The sequence below is a fragment of the Streptomyces sp. NBC_01092 genome (assembly GCF_045039535.1).
In the GTDB taxonomy this organism is placed as follows: domain Bacteria; phylum Actinomycetota; class Actinomycetes; order Streptomycetales; family Streptomycetaceae; genus Streptomyces.
Genome location: NZ_CP108659.1, coordinates 4,328,287 through 4,348,381 on the forward strand (window position 1 = coordinate 4,328,287; position 20,095 = coordinate 4,348,381).

General features: G+C 71.5%; 14 protein-coding genes and 1 other RNA gene. 6 read left to right on the forward strand and 9 right to left on the reverse strand.

Annotated elements, in window-relative coordinates:
- The 5 genes from ssrA to ftsE form a co-directional block, all read right to left on the reverse strand.
- Positions 1 to 369: a transfer-messenger RNA gene (gene ssrA, locus OG254_RS19470) on the reverse strand.
- 117 nt (positions 370 to 486) lie between these two features.
- Positions 487 to 1,029, reverse strand: a complete 543-nt coding sequence (smpB, locus tag OG254_RS19475) for an SsrA-binding protein SmpB (protein ID WP_351190349.1) — start codon at positions 1,027 to 1,029, stop codon at positions 487 to 489.
- A 59-nt stretch (positions 1,030 to 1,088) separates the two neighbouring features.
- Positions 1,089 to 2,255, reverse strand: a complete 1,167-nt coding sequence (locus tag OG254_RS19480; protein ID WP_405583417.1) for a S41 family peptidase — start codon at positions 2,253 to 2,255, stop codon at positions 1,089 to 1,091.
- Between the two features lie 68 nt (positions 2,256 to 2,323).
- Positions 2,324 to 3,241 carry a permease-like cell division protein FtsX gene (gene ftsX, locus OG254_RS19485; RefSeq protein WP_351190259.1) on the reverse strand — a complete coding sequence of 306 codons (918 nt, stop codon included), beginning with the start codon at positions 3,239 to 3,241 and terminating at the stop codon, positions 2,324 to 2,326.
- A gap of 35 nt (positions 3,242 to 3,276) precedes the next feature.
- The gene (ftsE, locus tag OG254_RS19490; protein WP_405583420.1) at positions 3,277 to 3,966 is read right to left on the reverse strand and encodes a cell division ATP-binding protein FtsE; all 690 of its coding nucleotides are present in this window, start codon (positions 3,964 to 3,966) and stop codon (positions 3,277 to 3,279) included.
- 252 nt (positions 3,967 to 4,218) lie between these two features.
- Between ftsE and OG254_RS19495 the strand changes: the two genes are divergently transcribed.
- A complete protein-coding gene (locus tag OG254_RS19495) occupies positions 4,219 to 4,410 on the forward strand; it encodes a hypothetical protein (RefSeq protein WP_405583422.1) in 192 nt (63 codons plus the stop codon).
- A 108-nt stretch (positions 4,411 to 4,518) separates the two neighbouring features.
- Here OG254_RS19495 and OG254_RS19500 read toward each other — a convergent pair whose 3' ends face one another.
- The 4 genes from OG254_RS19500 to OG254_RS19515 all read right to left on the reverse strand — a co-directional run bounded on the left by OG254_RS19500 (position 4,519) and on the right by OG254_RS19515 (position 9,655).
- Complete coding sequence (locus tag OG254_RS19500) at positions 4,519 to 5,142, reverse strand: LPXTG cell wall anchor domain-containing protein (RefSeq protein WP_405583424.1); 624 nt, start codon at positions 5,140 to 5,142, stop codon at positions 4,519 to 4,521.
- 294 nt (positions 5,143 to 5,436) lie between these two features.
- The gene (gene prfB / locus OG254_RS19505; RefSeq protein ID WP_405583426.1) at positions 5,437 to 6,543 is read right to left on the reverse strand and encodes a peptide chain release factor 2; all 1,107 of its coding nucleotides are present in this window, start codon (positions 6,541 to 6,543) and stop codon (positions 5,437 to 5,439) included.
- A gap of 57 nt (positions 6,544 to 6,600) precedes the next feature.
- The gene (locus tag OG254_RS19510; protein ID WP_405583428.1) at positions 6,601 to 7,842 is read right to left on the reverse strand and encodes a serine/threonine-protein kinase; all 1,242 of its coding nucleotides are present in this window, start codon (positions 7,840 to 7,842) and stop codon (positions 6,601 to 6,603) included.
- A gap of 130 nt (positions 7,843 to 7,972) precedes the next feature.
- The gene (locus OG254_RS19515) at positions 7,973 to 9,655 is read right to left on the reverse strand and encodes a protein kinase domain-containing protein (protein WP_405583430.1); all 1,683 of its coding nucleotides are present in this window, start codon (positions 9,653 to 9,655) and stop codon (positions 7,973 to 7,975) included.
- 374 nt (positions 9,656 to 10,029) lie between these two features.
- Between OG254_RS19515 and OG254_RS19520 the strand changes: the two genes are divergently transcribed.
- From OG254_RS19520 to OG254_RS19540, 5 genes are all read left to right on the forward strand, one after another.
- Positions 10,030 to 13,530, forward strand: a complete 3,501-nt coding sequence (locus OG254_RS19520; protein ID WP_405583432.1) for an FHA domain-containing protein — start codon at positions 10,030 to 10,032, stop codon at positions 13,528 to 13,530.
- Positions 13,531 to 13,737: 207 nt separating this feature from the next.
- Entirely contained in the window at positions 13,738 to 15,120 is a 1,383-nt protein-coding gene (locus OG254_RS19525; RefSeq protein WP_405583434.1) for an ABC transporter substrate-binding protein, read from the forward strand.
- 4 nt (positions 15,121 to 15,124) lie between these two features.
- A complete protein-coding gene (locus OG254_RS19530) occupies positions 15,125 to 16,471 on the forward strand; it encodes a carbohydrate ABC transporter permease (protein ID WP_405583436.1) in 1,347 nt (448 codons plus the stop codon).
- 208 nt (positions 16,472 to 16,679) lie between these two features.
- A complete protein-coding gene (locus OG254_RS19535; RefSeq protein WP_405583438.1) occupies positions 16,680 to 17,585 on the forward strand; it encodes a carbohydrate ABC transporter permease in 906 nt (301 codons plus the stop codon).
- Positions 17,586 to 17,755: 170 nt separating this feature from the next.
- Positions 17,756 to 20,017 carry a CDP-glycerol glycerophosphotransferase family protein gene (locus OG254_RS19540; RefSeq protein WP_405583440.1) on the forward strand — a complete coding sequence of 754 codons (2,262 nt, stop codon included), beginning with the start codon at positions 17,756 to 17,758 and terminating at the stop codon, positions 20,015 to 20,017.
- Positions 20,018 to 20,095 lie beyond the last annotated feature (78 nt).

The window sequence follows — 20,095 nt, forward strand, 5'->3', positions numbered from 1 at the left end:
TCGTGGAGATGGCGGGAATCGAACCCGCGTCCAACGGTGCAGAATCAGGGCTTCTCCGTGTGCAGTTCGCTGTGATTTTCTCGGCCCCGGCGATCACGCGAACAAGTCGCCGACGGGCCCAGTCACTGTTAGATTTCCCTCTTCACCCCGTGACCGGGATCAAGGTTTAGTTCCCTAGCTGATGCCAGGATCCGGGTCGGGAACAGCCCCGGGCTGACACTTCGCAAGTCGCTACTTAGGCAGCGAGGGCGAAGGAATCGCGCTTGGTGTTGGCGATTATTTTTTGCGACATATGGTTTACGAGATCATTGCCGCTTCCTCGACACGCTTCCCCTGTTTCAACAGCCGCTGTCGAAACCGATCATCCCCATGTTGTTTTTTCAATCCTCTCCGGAGACCGGAGAGAGGCGCACCCTCTGTGAGGTGCAGTGCCATCGTACGTGACCAGCGCACGCCGATGCCACCGTATTCCCAGGCCGCCGAGCCCTACGCGTCCCGCTGCTTGCGCTTGGCCGCCGCGATCGCCCGGTCCGACTCCCGCCGGTCCTGCTTCTCGCGCAGGGTCTGGCGCTTGTCGTACTCCTTCTTGCCTCGGGCCAGAGCGATCTCGGCCTTCGCCCGGCCGTCCTTGAAGTACAGGGCGAGGGGCACGATGGTGTGACCCGTCTCCTGGGACTTGGCCTCCAGCTTGTCGATCTCCTCGCGGTGCAGGAGAAGCTTGCGCTTGCGGCGCGCGGAGTGGTTGGTCCAGCTGCCCTGGTGGTACTCCGGGATGTGGGCGTTGTGCAGCCACGCCTCGCCCCGGTCGATCTGGACGAAGCCGTCGGTCAGCGACGTCCGACCCTCGCGCAGCGACTTGACCTCGGTGCCCATGAGCACCAGGCCGGCCTCGAAGGTGTCGATGATCGCGTAGTCGTGCCGGGCCTTCTTGTTCTGGGCGACGATCTTGCGCTTGCCGCCCTTCTCACCGTCCCTGCCCTGCGCGGCGGTGCCACCCTGCTTGGGCTGGGACTCCTTGGGTACGTACATTCCCTTGCTCATAGTGCCGTCCATTTTCGCACTAGGGAGGGGGTGCGTGGAAAGCCGATTTACGACTCGCCCAGCCCGCTGAGGACCGTCTCGGCCCGCCCGAGGACGCCCCGGTCGGCCTCCAGGTCGGGTGTGATGCCCCGGCCGTCGACGGCCCGCCCTGAGGGGGTGCGGTAGTGGCCGACGGTCAGCTCGGCGACGGAGCCGTCGGGCAGGCGGCTCGGCATCTGGACCGAGCCCTTGCCGAAGGTGCGGGAGCCCACGACGACCGCGCGGCCGCGGTCCTGGAGAGCTCCGGTGAGCAGCTCGGCGGCGCTCATGGTGCCGCCGTCGACGACCGCCACGAGGGGCCTGCCGGTGTCTCCGCCGGGCTCGGCGTGCAGGGCACGCTGGTCGCCGTCGACGTCGTAGGTGGCGACGAGGCCGCCGTCGAGGAAGGCGGAGGCGGCGGTGACGGCCTCGGTGACCAGGCCGCCGGAGTTGCCTCGCAGGTCGAGGACGATGCCGGTGGCGGCCGGGGCCCGGCGTACGGCGTCGCGGACCTCGGCGCCGGCGCCCTTGGTGAAGGAGGCGATCCTGATGACGGTGATCCCGCCGGGGAGTTCTCGAACCGTGACCGGGTCGACGGACAGCCGGGCGCGTCGCAGTGTGAGGTCCCACGCGTGCGTGCCGCGCTGCAGCCCCAGTTTCACGGCCGTACCGGCGGCCGCGTCCGTCGTGTCGCCCCTCAGTAAGGCGACGACCTCGGTGACCGGGCGCCCGTCGACCTTCGCGCCGTCGACGCTGCTCAGCCGGTCGCCCGCGCGGATCCCGGCGGTGGCGGCGGGCGACCCCGCCCGCACCTTCGTGACCTCGATACGGCCGTCGCGCTCGCGTCGCGCCCACAGCCCGACGCCGGTGTAGGCGCCGTCGAGGGCCTCTTCGAACTCCTCGTACTCGCCCTGGGAGTAGACGGCGCCCCAGCGGTCCCCGCTGCGGCTGACCGCCCGTTCGGCGGCCTCCACGGGGGACTGGCCGGCGGCCATGGCCTCGGCGGCCGCCTCGGCGACGTCCTCGTGCCGGCCCGCGGAGGCTGCCGAACGGGCCGTACCCGCCGGGGATTTCCGGTCAGGGCCGGGCAGCGAGCCGGTCGCGGCACCGGCGACCAGGACGCTGGCGAAGACCAATGTCAGGGCGGCCCCGCGGCCGAAGCGGCGGGGCTGACAGAACAGGTCACGACCTGACATGCCGGTGAGTCTAGGACAACGCAATGGGGCCGTACGGCGCCTTGCCCGTACGGCCCCATTGGCGTTGGTCACACCTTCAGGTACTTGCGCAGCGCGAAGAACGCCGCCAACGCCGGCATCAGCAGGCTTGTCGCGAGGATGAGCGGCAGCTTCGTCAACACCGCGTCCCAGCCGATGAAGTTGATCAGATTCAGCTTCTCCGACAGGGCCAGGCCGTGGTCGATGATGAAGTACCGCGCGACCACCAGGAACCCGCAGGCGACGGTTCCGCCGATGAGTCCGGCGACCGCGGCCTCCATGATGAACGGTGCCTGGATGTAGAAGCCCGAGGCGCCGACCAGCCGCATGATGCCGGTCTCGCGGCGCCGGCTGAAGGCGGAGACGCGCACGGTGTTCACGATCAGCATCAGCGCGACGACCAGCATCAGCGCCATCACCGCCCGCGCGGCCCAGTTCATGCCGTTCAGCAGCCCGAAGAGGTTGTCCAGGATGCCCTTCTGGTCCTGCACGGACTGCACGCCGTCGCGCCCGTCGAAGGCGGTCGCGATGACCTGGTACTTCTCCGGGTCCTCCAGCTTGATCCGGTACGACTCCTGCATCTGGTCCGGCGTGAGCGAGGCGGCCAGCGGCGAGTCGCCGAACTGCTCCTTGTAGTGCTTGTAGGCCTGGTCCTGCGACTCGTACGTCACCTTCTCGACGACCGACATCTTGTCCAGGTCGGAGAGGATCTCCTTCTTCTGGTCCTCGGTGACCGCGCCCTTGGCGCAGTTGGGGTCGGACTCGGCATCGCTCTTGTTGCAGAGGAAGACCGAGACGTTGACCTTGTCGTACCAGTAGCCCTTCATCGTGTTGACCTGGTCGCTCATCAGGAGCGACCCGCCGAACAGGGCGAGCGACAGGGCGACGGAGACGATGACGGCGAAGGTCATCGTCAGATTGCGGCGGAGACCGACACCGATCTCGGACAGTACGAACTGGGCGCGCATGGCGTCTCTTTCAGGCCTTTCCGGGACGGGTCGGGTCAGTGCTGGTAGCCGTAGACGCCGCGTGCCTGGTCGCGGACGAGGCGGCCCTTCTCCAGCTCGATGACGCGCTTGCGCATCTGGTCCACGATGTTCTGATCGTGCGTGGCCATCACGACCGTCGTACCCGTCCGGTTGATCCGGTCGAGCAGCTTCATGATGCCGACGGAGGTCTGCGGGTCGAGGTTGCCGGTGGGCTCGTCGCAGATGAGCAGCTTGGGCCGGTTCACGAAGGCGCGGGCGATGGCCACCCGCTGCTGCTCACCGCCCGACAGCTCGCCCGGCATCCGGTCCTCCTTGCCGCCGAGCCCGACGAGGTCGAGCACCTGGGGCACGGACTTGCGGATCTCGCCGCGCGACTTGCCGATGACCTCCTGCGCGAAGGCGACGTTCTCGCCGACCGTCTTGTTCGGCAGGAGCCGGAAGTCCTGGAACACCGTCCCCAGCTGGCGGCGCATCTGCGGCACCTTCCAGTTGGAGAGGCGCGCGAGGTCCTTGCCCAGAATGTGCACCTGTCCATGGCTGGCCCGCTCCTCGCGGAGGACCAGCCGCAGGAAGGTGGACTTGCCGGAGCCGGAGGACCCCACGAGGAACACGAACTCACCCTTCTCCACTTCCAGGGACACATCCCTGAGTGCGGGGTGGCTCTGCTTGGGGTAGACCTTGGAGACGTTGTCGAATCGGATCACGGATGCACCACGGGTCGCCGGGGGTAGATGAGCGTGACCATACGCGAACCGGGGGTGGGGGCGCAGTCGCCGAGAGGGGTTGCGGGAGGGTTGTGCGTTTTTGTCGCTGGTTGCCAGTTGATGGCCGGCGGTGCAGCGCCCCCGCGGGAGCGACCCGGCGCAGCATCCGCAGGAACCTGGCAGAGTGGAGGGGGGAACGTTCTCGGGGCTGAACCCGTTGAACCCCCGGAGGACTCGCAAGGAGGGTGGCGCATGACGTACGACCGATTGGTGTGCGCGAACTGTGCCGCGCCCGTGAGTGAGGGCCGCTGCCCTGTGTGCCGGGCGAACCGAGAGCGGCTTCAGCAGGACAACCAGTTCGCGGGCCTGAACCCGATGACGCTGATCGCCCTGCTGGCGGTACTGATCGCGGCGGTCGCCCTGCTGGCGCACCAGACCGCATAGGGCGGCGCACAGACCGTACGCGGACATGCCGAGGGGCCCGGAGCGAAGCACGCTCCGGGCCCCTCGGCCGTACGACGTCAGTCACACGGCGTAGACGTTCGGCTACCGTCAGGCAGCCGCACCGCCACGGCCACCGGCGAGGCGCGGCAGCACGCGGAAGCCGATGCCACCGGCGATCATGGTGGCGGCGCCGACCAGCAGGAACGTGGTCTGCGCGGCACCCGTCTCGGCGAGCTCGTCGCCGCCGCCCTGGGCAGCGGCGCTGCCGCCGGTACCCGTGCTGTCCGTGTTGGTGTCGGTCAGGGAGGAGGAACCCTCCTCCTGGGTGGAGGCGCCACCGTCGGGGTCGGTGTTGTTGCCCCCGCCGTTGTTCCCGTTCCCGTTCCCGTTGCCGTTCCCGTTACCGTTGCCGTTCCCGTTGCCCGGGTCGGTCGGCTCCGTGGTCGGGTCCTCGGTGGGCTCCTGCGGCTCCGTCGGCTCCTCGGTCGGCTCCGTCGGGTCCGTGGGCACGTCGGTCGGGACGTCCGTCGGGATGTCCGTGGGAATGTCCGTCGGCGGGTCGGTGGGAACCGGCGGCTCGGTCGGGTCCTCGTCCGCGCAGAGGATGCCGAGCAGGCAGTTGTCCTCGGCCTCCGCGGCAGAAGCGGCACCCGCAGCGGTCAGCGATGCGCCGGCCGCGATCACGGCACCGGCCGCGAGGCGCGCGATACGGATCCGCGTCTTCTTCGTCATTTGGTTGCTACCCCCAGTAGCCGATTCGTCAGTGAGGCATCGCTCCGGGGCAGGCCGTGATCGACGGAGGTAGTAGAACAAGAGCCCCCCGGTTCACATGCGCCCCAGAGATACGCATGCCACGCTTTACCCTTCCCATTTTTCAAGACAACGTCAAGGCCGTTGCGTGCGCGATGTCCAAGTACGGGTTCTTTGCTATGGGTTGGAAGCTGTGAGTGTGATGTAAAACCCAGACATGCAGGTACACAAAAGGCAACTGCCGCCGGGACGGCGACAGTTGCCTTGTCGACAAACTTACTTCTCCTGCTGCTTGCGCCAGCGAATTCCGGCCTCGAGGAAACCGTCGATCTCACCGTTGAAAACGGCCTCGGGGTTGCCGACCTCGAACTCGGTCCTCAGGTCCTTGACCATCTGGTAGGGGTGCAGCACGTACGAACGCATCTGGTTGCCCCAGGAGTTGCCGCCGTCGCCCTTGAGGGCGTCCATCGCGGCCTGCTCCTCCTGGCGACGCCGCTCGAGCAGCTTGGCCTGGAGCACGTTCATCGCGCTCGCCTTGTTCTGGATCTGCGAGCGCTCGTTCTGGCAGGAGACGACGATGCCGGTGGGGAGGTGGGTCAGCCGCACCGCGGAGTCGGTGGTGTTGACGCCCTGGCCGCCGGGGCCCGAGGACCGGTACACGTCCACACGCAGCTCGGACTCGTCGATCTCGATGTGGTCGGTCTGCTCGACCACGGGAAGGATCTCGACGCCCGCGAAGGAGGTCTGGCGGCGGCCCTGGTTGTCGAAGGGCGAGATGCGCACGAGGCGGTGGGTGCCCTGCTCGACCGAGAGGGTGCCGTAGGCGTACGGAACCTGCACGGCGAAGGTGGTCGACTTGATGCCGGCCTCTTCCGCGTACGACGTCTCGTAGACCTCGGTCTTGTAGCCCTTCTGCTCCGCCCAGCGCAGGTACATCCGCTGCAGCTTCTCGGCGAAGTCGGCGGCGTCGACACCGCCGGCCTCGGCGCGGATGTTGACGAGCGCCTCACGGGCGTCGTACTCACCGCTGAGCAGGGTGCGGACCTCCATCTCGTCCAGCGCCTTGCGGACGGTGGCGAGCTCGGACTCGGCCTCGGCACGGGTGTCCGGGTCGTCCTCCTCCTCGGCCATCTCGAAAAGCACGGCGAGATCGTCGATCCGCCCGCGCAGGGCCTCGGCCTTCCTCACCTCGGCCTGGAGGTGGGACAGCTTGCTGGTGATCTTCTGCGCCTCGTCCGGGTTGTCCCACAGGGACGGCGCGGCCGCCTGCTCCTCGAGCACGGCGATGTCTGCCCTCAGCTTGTCGAGGTCCAGAACGGCCTCGATCGACTCCATGGTCGAGGAGAGGGACTTGAGCTCTTCGGATACATCGACGACTGCCACGCCTCCAGCGTAACGGCTCCGCCAAGCGGCGAGGTCCGGGCGGCAGGGGCGAGGAGGCTACGGGTTTGCCGGGGCCGTGTTGTTCGTGTCCTGGGGCGTTGCGCCGGCGTCGTCCTCCGAGGTGGCCAGCCACGCGCCCACGCCCGCCGCGGCCACCAGCGCCACCGCCGCCGCGCCCAGCGCGACCCGGCGTCTGCGGGTGGCGGCCCGATGGCGGGCCGAGCCCGGCCGCGGGGCTCCGGCCGCCCTCGGCACCCGGGCCGTACCGCGCGCACCGCCGGCCAGCTCGTCGGGCGCCGGCACCCTCATCGACGTATGGGTGTCCCGGTTGGAGTCGGCGGGCTTGGCGCCCGGCACGAGCGGCACCGCGCCCCTGCGCCGCACCCGCTCCCCCTGCGGCGCCGCTTCCTCGGCGGCCGGGGCCTCGTCCTCCTCGGGCTCGGCGTCGGGCTCGTCCACGTCCAGCGGAGGCATCCCGGCGACCAGCGGCAGCAGCTCGCGCAGCCGCGCGCCCAGCTCGGACGCCCGCAGCCGCGAGGCCGGCGCCTTCGCCAGGCACTGCACGAGCAGCTGCCAGAGCTCGTCGGGGATGCCGGGCAGGGGGGCGACAGTCTCGGTGACGTGGCGCCGGAGCACCGCGCCCGGGTGGCCGCCGCCGAACGGCGTGAAGCCCGCCAGCAGCTCGTACAGGACCGTGGCGAGCGCGTAGATGTCGACCGCCGCCCGAGGGGGCAGGCCCTCCACGATCTCCGGCGCCAGGTAGTCCGGCGTGCCGATGATCTTCGTGGCGCGGGTACGACGCGGTGAGTCGATGAGTTTCGCCACACCGAAGTCCGTCAGCAGGGCCGGGTGGGAGCCGCCCGGCCCCAGCGGGCCCTGCATGTCCAGCAGGACGTTCTCCGGCTTGACGTCCCGGTGCACGACCCCGGCCGCGTGCGCCGCCGCGAGCCCGTCCGCGACGTCCGCGACGATCGCCACGGCAGCCTCCGGCGCCAGCCGCCGGTCCCGGTCGAGCCGGGTGCGCAGGTCCGTGCCGCGGACCAGGTCCATGACGAGCGCGAGGTCGTTTCCGTCGACCACCAGGTCGCGTACGGAGACCACGTTCGGGTGCTCCAGGCCGAGCAGCGCCGTCCGCTCCTGCACGAAGCGTCCGACGAGTTCCTGGTCGGACGCGAGATCCTCGCGCAGCAGCTTGACGGCGACGGGCCCCTCGGGCCCCTCACCCAGCCACACCGTGCCGGCGCTGCCCCGCCCCAGGATCTGGTTGGCGGTGTACCGGCTGCCGATCTTCCGTGCCAAGACTGCTCCTACCGACGCGTGTGTCGCTAAAACTACGCGTCCGAGGAGCCAACCTTCACCGCCCGGGCGGAAATCACCCGCCAGGTGTCGACAAATAACCAAACCAGCCGACGCCTACGGGTGCCTCCGGTCAGTTCGTGCCCGTGCCTCCGCCCGAACCCCCGCCCAGGTCCCCGATCCACCCGCTCACGGTGGAGACCCAGTCGCTCAGCTGCTCCCAGTAGCCCTTGCCGGTGCCGATCCACTCCTGCAGCGGGCTCAGCTCCCAGACCAGCCAGCCCGCGACGAAGAGGATGATGATCGTGAACAGGCATCCCTTGAGGCAGCCGAGCCCCGGGATCCGCATCGGGTTGGAGCTGCGCTGGCGCGGCTGACGCGGCTCGCGCTGGGGGCGCTGCGGCTCCGGCGCGGGCGGCGGCGGTGCGTACCGCTGGGGCTGCTGCTGCGGCTGGCGCGGCGGGGCGTACGGCTGCGGCTGGTGCTGCTGCGGATGGCCGTAGCCGCCCTGCTGCCCGTGCTGCGGCGGCCGCTGCTGGGGCTGCTGCGGGCGGGACACCTGGCGCTGGGGCCGGCGGCGCAGCGGGTCCTGGCTGGGGTCGAGGTACTGGACCTGCGTCTGCTCGTTGCGGTCCCGGGCCGCGCGCAGCTGGTTCTGCCAGGGGTGCGGGTCCTCGGGGCCGGGCTGCCCCGGCTGTCCCGGTGGCATCGGGGGCATGACGGCCGTCGGGTCGGCGGCGCCTCGGCCACCCGGACCGCCCGTGTTCGGCAGGACGGCGGTGGGGTCGGCTGCGCCGGGGGCGCCGGTGTGCGGCAGGACGCTGGTCGCGCCGTTCGGGTCGAACGAGCCCGCGCCGTGCTGCAGCACCTGGGTCGGGTCGGCCGAGCCCGGCACAGGGGCCGGCGTGGGGTCGGGGGCGAGCAGCGCGGCGACACCCTCGGCCGCCGCGATCTGCGCGGAGTTCGCGTGCACGCCGATGCCCTCGGCGACGACGCGCAGGCCGCGGGCGAGGTTCTCGGCGCTGGGCCGTTCGTCGGGGTTCTTGCGCAGGCAGCGTTCTATGACCGTCCACAGCGGGTCGGGGACCGTGGACGGGCGGCGCGGCTCGGCGCTCAGGTGCTGGTGCAGGACCTCCAGGGCGGAGCCGCCGCCGAACGGCGGGCGTCCGGTGAGCAGTTCGTAGAGGAGGATGCCGGCGCCGTAGATGTCGACGGCGGACGTCTGCGGGCGGCCCTCGGCGGACTCGGGCGCGATGTACGCGGGCGTGCCGACGAACTCGTGGGTGCGGGTCAGGCCCGGGGAGTCGGCGAGGCGGGCGATGCCGAAGTCGGTCAGCATCGGGTGCATCTGGCCGTTGTTCTGCTGGAGCAGGACGTTGGCGGGCTTCAGGTCGCGGTGGACGACGCCGTCGGCGTGGCTGGCGGCGAGTGCGTCGGCGATCTGGGCGGTGAGCAGGGACGCGGCGACCGGGGTCAGGGGGCCGTTCTCGCGCAGGTAGCGGTGCAGGTCGGGGCCGTCGATGAGGTCCATGACCAGGGCCAGCAGCTCACCCTCGACGACCAGGTCACGGACCCGGACGATGTTCGGGTGGGTCAGCCGCAGCAGGACGGACCGCTCCCGCAGGAACCGCATGACGATGTCGGCGTCACTGGCAAGCTCCTCCTTGAGGACCTTGATCGCGACGGTCTCGCCCGGCTGCCCCTGCACGGCCGCCTCGGCGCCCGCGCTCTCCCGCTGGCGGGCTCGCCAGACGGTCCCCGTGGCGCCACGGCCCAGCGGCTCCTCGAGGATGTACTTGCTGCCTACCGGCCGCACGTCGCGCTCCCTGCTGCTTGCCTACGTTCCGACCCACTGTAGTGCCGTGCCCCGGGGCACCGGCCTGTCCTCTTTCTGTGCGTCTTACGTACGGCGTCCCGTACATGTTCGAAGGAAAGACGCTCGGCTCTGTCTTGTGGTTGCCGCAAGCGGACGTGACCGATCTCAAGCGATCGCCCGCGGGTCAACTGTCAGGCACTTTTGCGGGCAGAGCCGACCAATCAAGATCACTTGCCTTCGGGCGGGGGGCGCGTTGTCAGTGGCAGGTGCGAGGATGCCTGACGTACTGGCCGATGTGCTCGTGTGGGGTGGGGAGGGCCCGTCCATCCGACGGGCGCTGGTCCGCGCCCGCGCAGAAGGGACCGCTGACGCCGATGCAGATCCGGCTGACCGTCGTAGACCCGCTGGCCCTGCCTTCCCCGGCGCGGGGCCGCGCCGCGAGCTGCGACGTGCTGGTCACGGCGCCCGCGGGCACGGCCCTGGCCGCGGTGGCGTCGGCGCTCGCCTCGGCGGTGTCCGCCGACGGGGGCACCTCCCGTCCGGGCGAGGCCGAGCGCGGGGGCGGCCCGGTCGTGCTGTACGCGGGCGCGGAGCGGCTCGACGACCGGCGCAGCACACTCGGCGAGCCCCCGCTGACGGACGGCGCGGTGCTGTCCCTGGGCGCCCCGGCGGCCCCCGAGCCCCACCCCGAGCTGGACGACGCCCCGACCCAGCTCCATGTGGTGGCGGGCCCGGACGCGGGCGGTGTCCATCTGCTGCACGGCGGCGAGATCCGCATCGGCCGCTCCGCCGACGCGGACGTCCCGCTCGACGACCCGGACGTCTCCCGGCTGCACTGCGCGGTCACGGTCGCCGCCGACGGCCGGGTCTCGGTCGCCGACCTCGGCTCGACGAACGGCACGACGCTGGACGGCGCCCGTCTGACCACCCGCCCGGTGCGCTTCGCGCCGGGCGCGCTGCTGCGGATCGGCGAGTCGGCCCTGCGGCTGACTCCGGCCGGCGGTCCGGGCGCCCGGGTGCGGACGGAGCCGGATGGGGAGGGGCATGTCCGCGTCCCCGGCGGGGGCGACCATCAGGACGACGTCCGCCCGCGGGTGCCGGACGACTCGGCCGTGCTCCACGCGCGCGTGGCGGACGGCGGCGACCCGGCCGCGCACTCGGCGGACCGGTCGGCCGCTCAGGAACACGATCCCGTCGAGCCGCCGATCGTGCCGGTCCAGGGCGGGGCTCCGCGGATCGAACGGCAATCCGGCGGGGCCGGGAGGCGGCTCCCGGGACCGCGCGGCGGCGACACCCATGGCGCGGGCTTCGGAATGGGCCCGCTCGGCGCGGGACACGGCGGCGAAGGCACCGGTGAGCCGTCCTCCACGGCCGCCGGGAGCGACCTCTCCGAAGGCGGCGCGGGCGGCAGCAGCCGTAAGGGCACCCCGCTGCGGGGCACCGACGTACCGCAGGGGGTGCGCAGGCGGGGCGGGCTCACGGCGTGGGCGCGGCGACTGGCCGGCGGGCGCGCGGAGCAGGACGAGGCCCCGGACGGGGCGTACGACGAGGACGAACCGCCGCAGGAGTCCGGGCAGCTCACGGCGGCTCGCGGCCCCCGGATGCCCGAGACCTGGCCGGACGCGGCGTCGCTGCTGCTGACGGCCCTGGGTCCCGGTCCCCGGCTGTGGGAGCGCGCCCCCGGTCATGCGGAGGCGCTCACGGTGCGGCTCGGCACGGCCGACCGGGCGACACCCGACGGCTCGGGGCTGCTGCCCTCCGTGCCGGTGACCGCCGATCTGCGGGAGGTCGGGGCTCTGGGCCTGGCCGGTCCGCGCGAGCGGCTCACCGGGCTGGCCCGCGCGGTGCTCGCCCAGCTCGCCGCACTGCACTCGCCCGACGCCCTGGACGTGGTCCTGCTCAGCGTGGACCGCGCGCGTCCCCTTCAGGAGCGCACCGCCGAGTGGGCGTGGCTGGGCTGGCTCCCGCATGTCCGCCCCGGGCACGGCCAGGACTGCCGCCTGCTGGTGGCCTACGACCGCGAACAGGCGACGGCCCGTACGCAGGAGCTGCTGCGGCGGCTGGAGGACCTGACGGCGGAGACGGCGCCGCGCGGCGGGGGCGCGGCGGGCCACGGCACGGCCGAGGTCGTGGCGGACGGCCAGGTCCCGGCTCAGCGCGCCGCTCGGCGCCCCTCGTGGGCGCGGGACGACGACCCGGCCGCGGCGGCGTTCGGGTTCCCGGGGCCGTACACCGTGGTCGTCGTGGACGGCGACCCCGGCGGCGCCGACGTGCGCGAGGCGGTGGCACGGCTGGCGCTGGAGGGGCCGCGGGCCGGGATACACGTCGTGTGCCTCGCGGAGACGGCCGCGGCGTCGCCCGCGTCGCCGGTGACGGACACGTACGAGGCGGCGTGCACGGTCTCGCCGACGTTCCGGGAGTGCGGTGCGGTCGCGCTGCTCAGCGGTGATGTGGCGACGGCGCTGCGGCTGATGCGGGTGGCGCGCGGCGGGGCCGCCGACCAGGGCGCCGTCGGCCGTGAGCGGCCGACGGACGGCACCGCCTGGGACGGCGCCGCTCAGCTGCTCGATCCCGCCGCTCCCGCCCATGGACCCGTCGGGCACGGCACGGTCGCCGCGGTGGACGCCGTTTCGCTCGCCTGGTCGGAGCGGTTCGCACGGGCTCTGGCGCCGTTGCGCACGGAGGGCGGCGCCGGCGAGCGGCACGCGCGCGTGTCCGTGCCGTTGCCCCAGGCGGCGCGGCTGCTCGACGAGTTGGGGCTGGCCCGGGCCACGCCCGCGTCGCTGATGGCGCGGTGGGCCGACGCGGCCGACGACCCCCAGGCCCTCGGCGGGCGCGCCTGCGCCGTGCTCGGGGCCGGGCCGCGCGGACCGGTGAGCGCCGACCTCGGCGTGGACGGGCCGCATCTGCTGATCGAGGGCCCGCCCGGCAGCGGGCGTACGGAGCTGCTGCGGGCCGTCGTCGCCTCGCTCGCGGCGGCCGAGCGGCCGGACCGGCTGGGCGTCGTGCTGATCGACGGCCGGGACAGCGTCGGCACGGGCGGCGCGCACGCCGAGGGACTGCGGGCGTGCACCGACATACCGCATGTGACCACGCACCTGGCCGCCAACGACCCCGTCCGCATGCGGGAGTTCGCCCAGTCGCTGAGCGCCGAGCTGAAGCGGCGGGCCGAGTTGCTCGGGCGGTCCGGTTTCGCCGAGTGGCACACGGGGCGTGAGCTGTCGGGCCGGATGGTCGCGCAGCGCGCGGCGGCGGCCGGCAGCGGCACGGCCGGTGACCTCACGGGCGATCTGGACACCCCGCCCAGTTCCACACTGCGGCTACGGCCGGGGGCGGGGCGACGGCAGGCCGAGGCCGTACCCCCGCTGCCCCGGCTGGTCGTGGTCGTGGACGACCTGGACGCCCTGATCTCCCCCGCGTTGGGGTCGACGGGCAGGCCGGCGGCCGGCTCGGTGATACGAGCACTGGAAGCCGTGGCGCGCGAGGGCGAGCGGCTCGGGGTGCATCTGGTGGCCGCCACCGCGGGCGGTGGCCGTACGGCGGACTCGGAGCCGGCGCGTCGGGCGACCCTGCGGGTGACCCTGGACGCGGTGGCCGCGGGCCCGGACGAACCGGCGCCGGGGCGCGGGCGGTTGACCTGGGCGGACGGCAGAGCGGTGCCGTTCCAGGGCGGCCGGGTCACCGGGCGCATCCCCCGCACGGCGACGCTGCGGCCGACGGTCGTGCCGTTGGAGTGGCACCGGATGGGCGATCCGCCGGCCCGGCGTCAGGTGCGCGAGCTCGGGAACGGTCCTACGGATCTGGCGCTGCTGGCCAGTGCGGTGGAGCGGGCGGCGCGGGAGGTGGCGGCGGCTGAGGTGCCGTCACTGCTTTAACGCCCGTGCGCATTTCAGCCGATGGTGGGGGTCTGGGGGCGCGGCCCCCGGCGACGCTCACCCCAACGCTGGGCACCTGGTCACGAGGCGGTCACGATCTCCTGCTTGACAGCGGACGCGGTCTTGCCGCCCCCAAACCCAGGGCGTAGACCAGATCACACGGGACAGCGCTCGAACGTTCGACGAGGCACGAAGAACGGGGCAGTGATGCGCAGCACGAGCAGCAAGAACCGGACACGCAGGGCCGCCAGAACCGCAGCAGCCGTCTTCGCGGGCGCCCTCGCACTCTCGCTCACCGCATGCGGTGGCGACGACGACAACGGCAGTGGAAACGAACCGGGCGGATCCGGCCAGGAGTCCGCCGACACCGTCACCCTTCCCAAGCTGGACGGCGAATCCCTCGAGGTCGCCGCCGTATGGACCGGTGCCGAGCAGGCAAACTTCAAGAAGGTCCTCGCGGAGTTCGAGAAGCGCACCGGCGCCAAGATCACCTTCGTGCCCGCCCAGGACCCGATCATCAACTTCCTCGGCTCGAAGGTCGCGGGCGGCCAGCCGCCGGACATCGCGATGCTCCCGCAGCCCGGCGCCATCAAGCAGGCCGTGGACAAGAAGTGGGCCAAGCCGCTGGGCGCCGACGCGGTCAAGGAGCTCCAGGAGAACTACTCGCCGGGCTGGCAGGACATCGGCAAGGTCGACGACAAGCAGTACGGCGTCTACTACAAGGCCGCCAACAAGTCCCTGATCTGGTACAACGCCCAGGTCTTCGAGAACGCGGGGGCCACCGAACCCAAGACGTGGGACGAGCTGCTCACCGCCGCCCAGACCGTCTACGACTCCGGTGTCACGCCGTTCTCCGTGGGCGGCGCGGAGGGCTGGACCCTCACCGACTGGTTCGAGAACGTCTACCTCTCCCAGGCCGGTCCCGAGAAGTACGACCAGCTCGCCAAGCACGAGATCAAGTGGACCGACCCGTCCGTGAAGGACGCGCTCACCACGCTCGCCCAGGTGTGGGGCAAGAAGGACTATGTGGCGGGCGGCGCGTCCGGCGCGCTGCAGACGGACTTCCCGGCGTCCGTCACCCAGGTCTTCACCGGCGGCGACCAGCCGAAGGCCGCCATGGTCTACGAGGGCGACTTCGCGCAGGTCAACATCGTCCAGGCCAAGGCGGCGGTCGGCACGGACGCGAAGGTGTTCCCGTTCCCGACCGTCGGTGACACCGCGCCGGTGGTCTCCGGCGGCGACGCGGCCGTCATCCTCCAGGACTCCGAGGCGGCACAGGCCCTGGCGACCTTCCTGGCCTCCCCGGACGCGGCGACGATCCAGGCGAAGCTCGGCGGCTATCTCTCGCCGAACAAGAACGTGGACAACTCGGCGTATCCGAACGAGGTGCAGCGCAAGATCGCCAAGGCGCTCATCGACTCCGGCGACGACTTCCGCTTCGACATGTCCGACCAGGCCCCGCAGGCCTTCGGCGGCACCCCCGGCAAGGGCGAGTGGAAGGCCCTGCAGGACTTCCTGAAGGACCCGTCCGACATCGCGGGCACCCAGCAGCAGCTGGAGTCCGACGCGGCCGCGGCGTACGGAAACTGACGCCATGGCGTCCGCGGAAGCGGCGGGGGGCACCGCGCCCCCTGCCGCACCCAAGTCGCGCAAGAGTGTGACCGGGACCCGCAGGTCCGTGGCGGCGCTGTTCCTGCTGCCCGCCCTGGTGCTGCTCGGCGCGCTCGTGGTGTACCCGATCGGGTACTCGCTGATCCGCAGCTTCTACGACCAGTCCGGCGAGGGCTTCGCCGGACTCGACAACTACGAGGCCCTGTTCACGGACGACGGCATCCGTACCGCCCTGAAGAACAACATCATCTGGGTGGTGTTCGCCCCGACCGTCGCGACCGCGCTCGGTCTGATCTTCGCGGTGCTGACCGAACGGGTGCGCTGGGGCACGGCGTTCAAGCTGGTCGTCTTCATGCCGATGGCGATCTCGATGCTGGCCGCCGGCATCATCTTCCGGCTCGTGTACGACCAGGACCCGGACAAGGGCTTTGCGAACGCGGTGTGGGTGGGCGTCCACGACACGTTCGCGCAGGCGTCCGCGTTCCCGAAGGCCCACCCGGGCCGGGAGTCGCCCCTGGAAGCGGCGCCGGGCGGCGGTTTCCTCACCAAGGCCACCGTCAGCGCCGGCACCCCGGTCGCCCTGCCCCTGGTCGGCGTCGCCCCCGACCAGATGCCGGACGACGCGCACAAGGCCGTACCGCCGAAGGCGGAGTCCGGCAAGGTCACCGGCACGACCTGGCAGGACTTCACGCGCGGCAAGGGCGTCGGCACGCTCGGCGGGGTCGACGCGGCCGAGCTGGGCTATGCCGGGATGAAGATCGAGGCGGTCAAGGACGGCAAGGTCGTGGCGTCGACGAAGGCGGCCGACGACGGCACGTTCACCCTGCCGGCCGCCGCCGACGGGGCCCGGCTCAAGCTCCCCGCTGACAACTTCAAGGAGCCGTACAACGGCCTGGACTGGCTCGGCCCGTCCCTCGTCACACCGTCCATCATCGGGTCGTACATCTGGATGTGGGCCGGATTCGCGATGGTGCTGATAGCCGCCGGCCTCGCGGCCATCCCGCGCGATCTGCTGGAGGCGGCCCGGGTCGACGGCGCCAACGAGTGGCAGGTGTTCCGCAAGGTCACGGTGCCGCTGCTCGCGCCCGTCCTCGCGGTCGTCACCGTCACCCTGATGATCAACGTCCTGAAGATCTTCGACCTGGTCTTCATCATCGCCCCGGGCTCCTCCCAGGACGACGCGAACGTCCTCGCGCTGGAGCTGTACCGCAAGGGCTTCTCCGAGGACCAGCCGGGCATCGCGAGCGCGATCTCGGTGTTCCTGCTGCTGCTCGTGATCCCGGTGATGTGGTTCAACGTCCGCAGGCTCAGGCGGGAGGGACGGCGATGAACGCGCACCTGACCGTCTTCTGGGGGTCCGGGGGCCGCGCGGCGGCAACCGCATATCACCTGCAACCCTCGGACGAATGGGGCACTCGGGCTTGCCTCGCGACGCCCCCGCCGGTCATCGGGACCGCCTTGCTTTTCTGCTGGGGGTCCGGGGGTTATCCCCCGGAAATGAGCAGTAACGTCCGCAGGCTCAGGCGGGAGGGACGGCGATGAGTACGGATGCCAGTGGGGTCAAACCCCCGCCGCTCACCGTCGTCAAGGGTGAGCAGTCCCTCGGCGGTCGGCTTGCCTCCTTCGTCAGCGGCGGGCTGGTGCGGGTGTTCCTGATCCTCGTCGGCCTGTTCTGGCTGGTCCCGACGATCGGGCTGCTGATCTCCTCACTGCGGCCGCCGCAGGAGATGACCGCGAGCGGCTGGTGGGAGGTCTTCAGCAAGCCCTCCCAACTCACCTTCGAGAGCTACGACAAGCTGCTCGGCAACAGCGACATCACCGACTCGATCCTCAACACGGTGCTGATCACGGTCCCGGCGACGGTCCTCGTCGTCGTCATCGGCTCGCTCGCGGGATACGCGTTCGCGTGGATGGAGTTCCCGGGCCGCGACTGGTGGTTCCTGGGCGTGGTCGGCCTGTTGGTGGTGCCGGTGCAGGTGGCGCTGATCCCGATCGCCGAACTCTTCGGCAGCATCGGCATCTTCGGGTCCCTGATCGGCGTGATCCTCTTCCACGTCGGCTTCGGGCTGCCCTTCGCGGTGTTCCTGCTGCGGAACTTCTTCGCGGAGATCCCGAGAGAGCTGCTGGAGGCGGCACGGCTGGACGGCGCCGGTGAACTGCGCCTGTTCTTCCGTGTCGTGATGCCGCTCGGCGGTCCGGCGATCGCCGCGCTCGGCATCTTCCAGTTCCTGTGGGTGTGGAACGACATGCTGGTCGCGTTGATCTTCACGGACGCCGACAGCCAGCCGATCACGGTCGCGTTGCAGACCCAGGTACGCCAGTTCGGCAACAACGTCGACGTCCTGGCGCCCGGCGCGTTCATCTCCATGGTGATCCCGCTGGTCGTGTTCTTCGCGTTCCAGCGGCAGTTCGTGTCCGGCGTGATGGCGGGCGCGGTCAAGTAGCCGCAGATCACGGGACGCTTGCGCGAGAGCGGCACGCCCGAGGGGGCGGGACGACACCGGCCCGCCCCCTGCCGGTCACTCACGGTCCCCCGTATGCCTGAGGACCCGTAACCAAGTCACTCCATCGGCCGTTCCCGGGCCGAACGCCCGCACCGATCGATGGATGTCCCTTGCCCAGGTTCAGTGTCATTGTCCCCGTGTACAAGGTGCAGGCGTACCTGCACGAGTGCCTGGAATCGGTGCTCACACAGTCGTACCCCGATCTCGAACTGATCGCCGTCGACGACTGCTCGCCGGACGCCTGCGGCACGATCATCGACGAGTTCGCGGCCCGCGACCCGCGCGTACACCCGGTGCACCTCACTCAGAACCAGGGCCTGGGCCCTGCCCGCAACGCCGGTATGGCCGAGGCGACCGGCGACTACCTGATCTTCCTGGACAGCGACGACAGCCTCACCCCCGACTCCCTGCAGGCGATCGCCGACCGGCTGAAGGAGACCGGCGAGCCGGACGTCCTGGTCCACGACTACGCGCGCACCTACTGGACCGGCGAGACGGTCCGCGACCAGCCCGCCGGCCGGCTCACCGAGGAGGGACCGGCGCCCTTCCGGCTGGCGGACCGCCCGAGTCTGCTGCAGCTGCTGATGGTCGCCTGGAACAAGGCCTACCGGCGGGAGTTCGTCGAGCAGGAGGGCTTCGCCTTCCCCGAGGGCTACTACGAGGACACGCCCTGGACGTACCCGGTCCTGATGACGGCCCGGTCGATCGCGACCCTGGACCGGGTGTGCGTGCACTACCGGCAGCGGCGCGGCGGCGGCATCCTCGGCACGGTCAGCCCGCGGCACTTCGACATCTTCGAGCAGTACGACCGCGTCTTCGCCTACGTCGACGCCCACCCGGAACTCGCCCGCTGGCGCCCGCTGCTGTTCCGGCGGATGGTGGACCATCTGCTGGTGGTGTTCGCCCGGCGCGACCGCCTCCCGCGCCGCAGCCGCGCCGCGTTCCTGCGCAGGGCCCGGACGTACTACCGCCGCTACCACTCCCCCGGCGTCCCGGTGCCGGCGCGCACCCGCGTCCACTACACCCTCGTCCGCCTGGGCCTGCACCGCGTCTATCACGCGCTGCAACTGACGGCGGCCCTGGTCCGCCGGACCGCCAAGGTCACCGGCCGGCTGCTGAAGCGGCTGCGCGCCGGTGCGCTGCGGCTGCACTACCGCCTCCAGCGCTGCCTTCCGGTGCGCGCGAGCCGCGCCGTCTTCGCCGCGCACGGCGTCCGTGGGCACGGCTGCCACCCGGGCGCCCTGGAGGAGGCGTTCCGCGCGCACGCCCCGCACATCCGCACGGCCTGGATCGCCGACGCCGAGCAGGACACCGTCCCCGACGGCACCCGGCGGCTGCGCCCCGGCACGGCCGCCTACTGGACGGCGCTCGCCCGCTCCAAGTACCTCGTGCACAACACCGGCTTCGACCACCGCCTGGTCAAGCGCCCCGGCCAGGTCCTGCTGCGCACCCAGCAGGGCACCCCGCTCAAGCACATGGGCCTTGACCTGCTTGAACGCCCGGCGGCAGGCGGGCACATGGACGCCGACGAGCTCCTCGACGACGTCGACAAGTGGGACTACGTCCTGTCCGGCAACCGCCATTCCACCCTGGTCTGGGAGCGGGTGTACCCGGGCCGGTACACGACGCTCGAATACGGCGGCCCGCGCAACGACGTGTTCCAGCAGGCCACTTCGGCGGACGTGACCCGGGTCCGCGAGCAGCTCGGCATCCCCGAGGGCGCGGTGGTGCTCCTCTACGCTCCCACCCATCGCGACTACCGCCGCACCCAGCACGTCACCCTCGACCTGCACCGCGTCGCGCGTCGCCTCGGCCCGCGCTACGTCGTCCTGGCCCGCGCCCACCCCCATCGCCACGGCGGCCCGCTCGTCGCCGGCGCGGGCCGGGTCATCGACGTCACCGGACACCCGAGCGTCGAGTCGCTGTGCCTCGCCTCGGACGCCCTGGTCACCGACTACTCGTCGATCATGTTCGACTACGCCAACCTGGACCGGCCGATCGTGATCCACGCCGACGACTGGGAGGCGTACGGGGCGGCCCGCGGCACCTACTTCGACCTGCGGTCCTCCCCGCCGGGCGCGGTGTCGCGCGGTGAGGACGAGCTGATCGACATCTTCGCCACCGGCCACTGGCGCGGCTCGCGCTCCGCCCAGCTGAGGGCGGCGTTCCGGGAGCGCTTCTGCCCGTACGACGACGGCCGCGCCGCCGAGCGGGTCGTCCGTCATGTGGTGCTGGGCGAGACCGGCAAGCCGTCCGTCGTACCGCTCGACAAGCGCCACCCCGTGCCGTCGCCGGCCGCGTCGCTCACGCACCTCCCGCTCGCGACCGTGCCGCACCCCGCGGGGCCCGTGACCGTCACCGAGAGACGCTGACCGGCGTATCCACCGAAGAGGAGTCCGTATGCCCTCCAGCCCGTCACGGCCCACACCGAGCCGACCGCCCACCGTGCG

Coding starts and splice junctions, on each gene's coding strand:
- smpB (WP_351190349.1), bottom strand. CDS start 1,029: ATGTACGTACCCAAGGAGTCCCAGCCCAAGCAGGGTGGCACCGCCGCG.
- OG254_RS19480 (WP_405583417.1), bottom strand. CDS start 2,255: ATGTCAGGTCGTGACCTGTTCTGTCAGCCCCGCCGCTTCGGCCGCGGG.
- ftsX (WP_351190259.1), bottom strand. CDS start 3,241: ATGCGCGCCCAGTTCGTACTGTCCGAGATCGGTGTCGGTCTCCGCCGC.
- OG254_RS19495 (WP_405583422.1), top strand. CDS start 4,219: ATGACGTACGACCGATTGGTGTGCGCGAACTGTGCCGCGCCCGTGAGT.
- OG254_RS19500 (WP_405583424.1), bottom strand. CDS start 5,142: ATGACGAAGAAGACGCGGATCCGTATCGCGCGCCTCGCGGCCGGTGCC.
- OG254_RS19520 (WP_405583432.1), top strand. CDS start 10,030: ATGCAGATCCGGCTGACCGTCGTAGACCCGCTGGCCCTGCCTTCCCCG.
- OG254_RS19525 (WP_405583434.1), top strand. CDS start 13,738: ATGCGCAGCACGAGCAGCAAGAACCGGACACGCAGGGCCGCCAGAACC.
- OG254_RS19530 (WP_405583436.1), top strand. CDS start 15,125: ATGGCGTCCGCGGAAGCGGCGGGGGGCACCGCGCCCCCTGCCGCACCC.
- OG254_RS19535 (WP_405583438.1), top strand. CDS start 16,680: ATGAGTACGGATGCCAGTGGGGTCAAACCCCCGCCGCTCACCGTCGTC.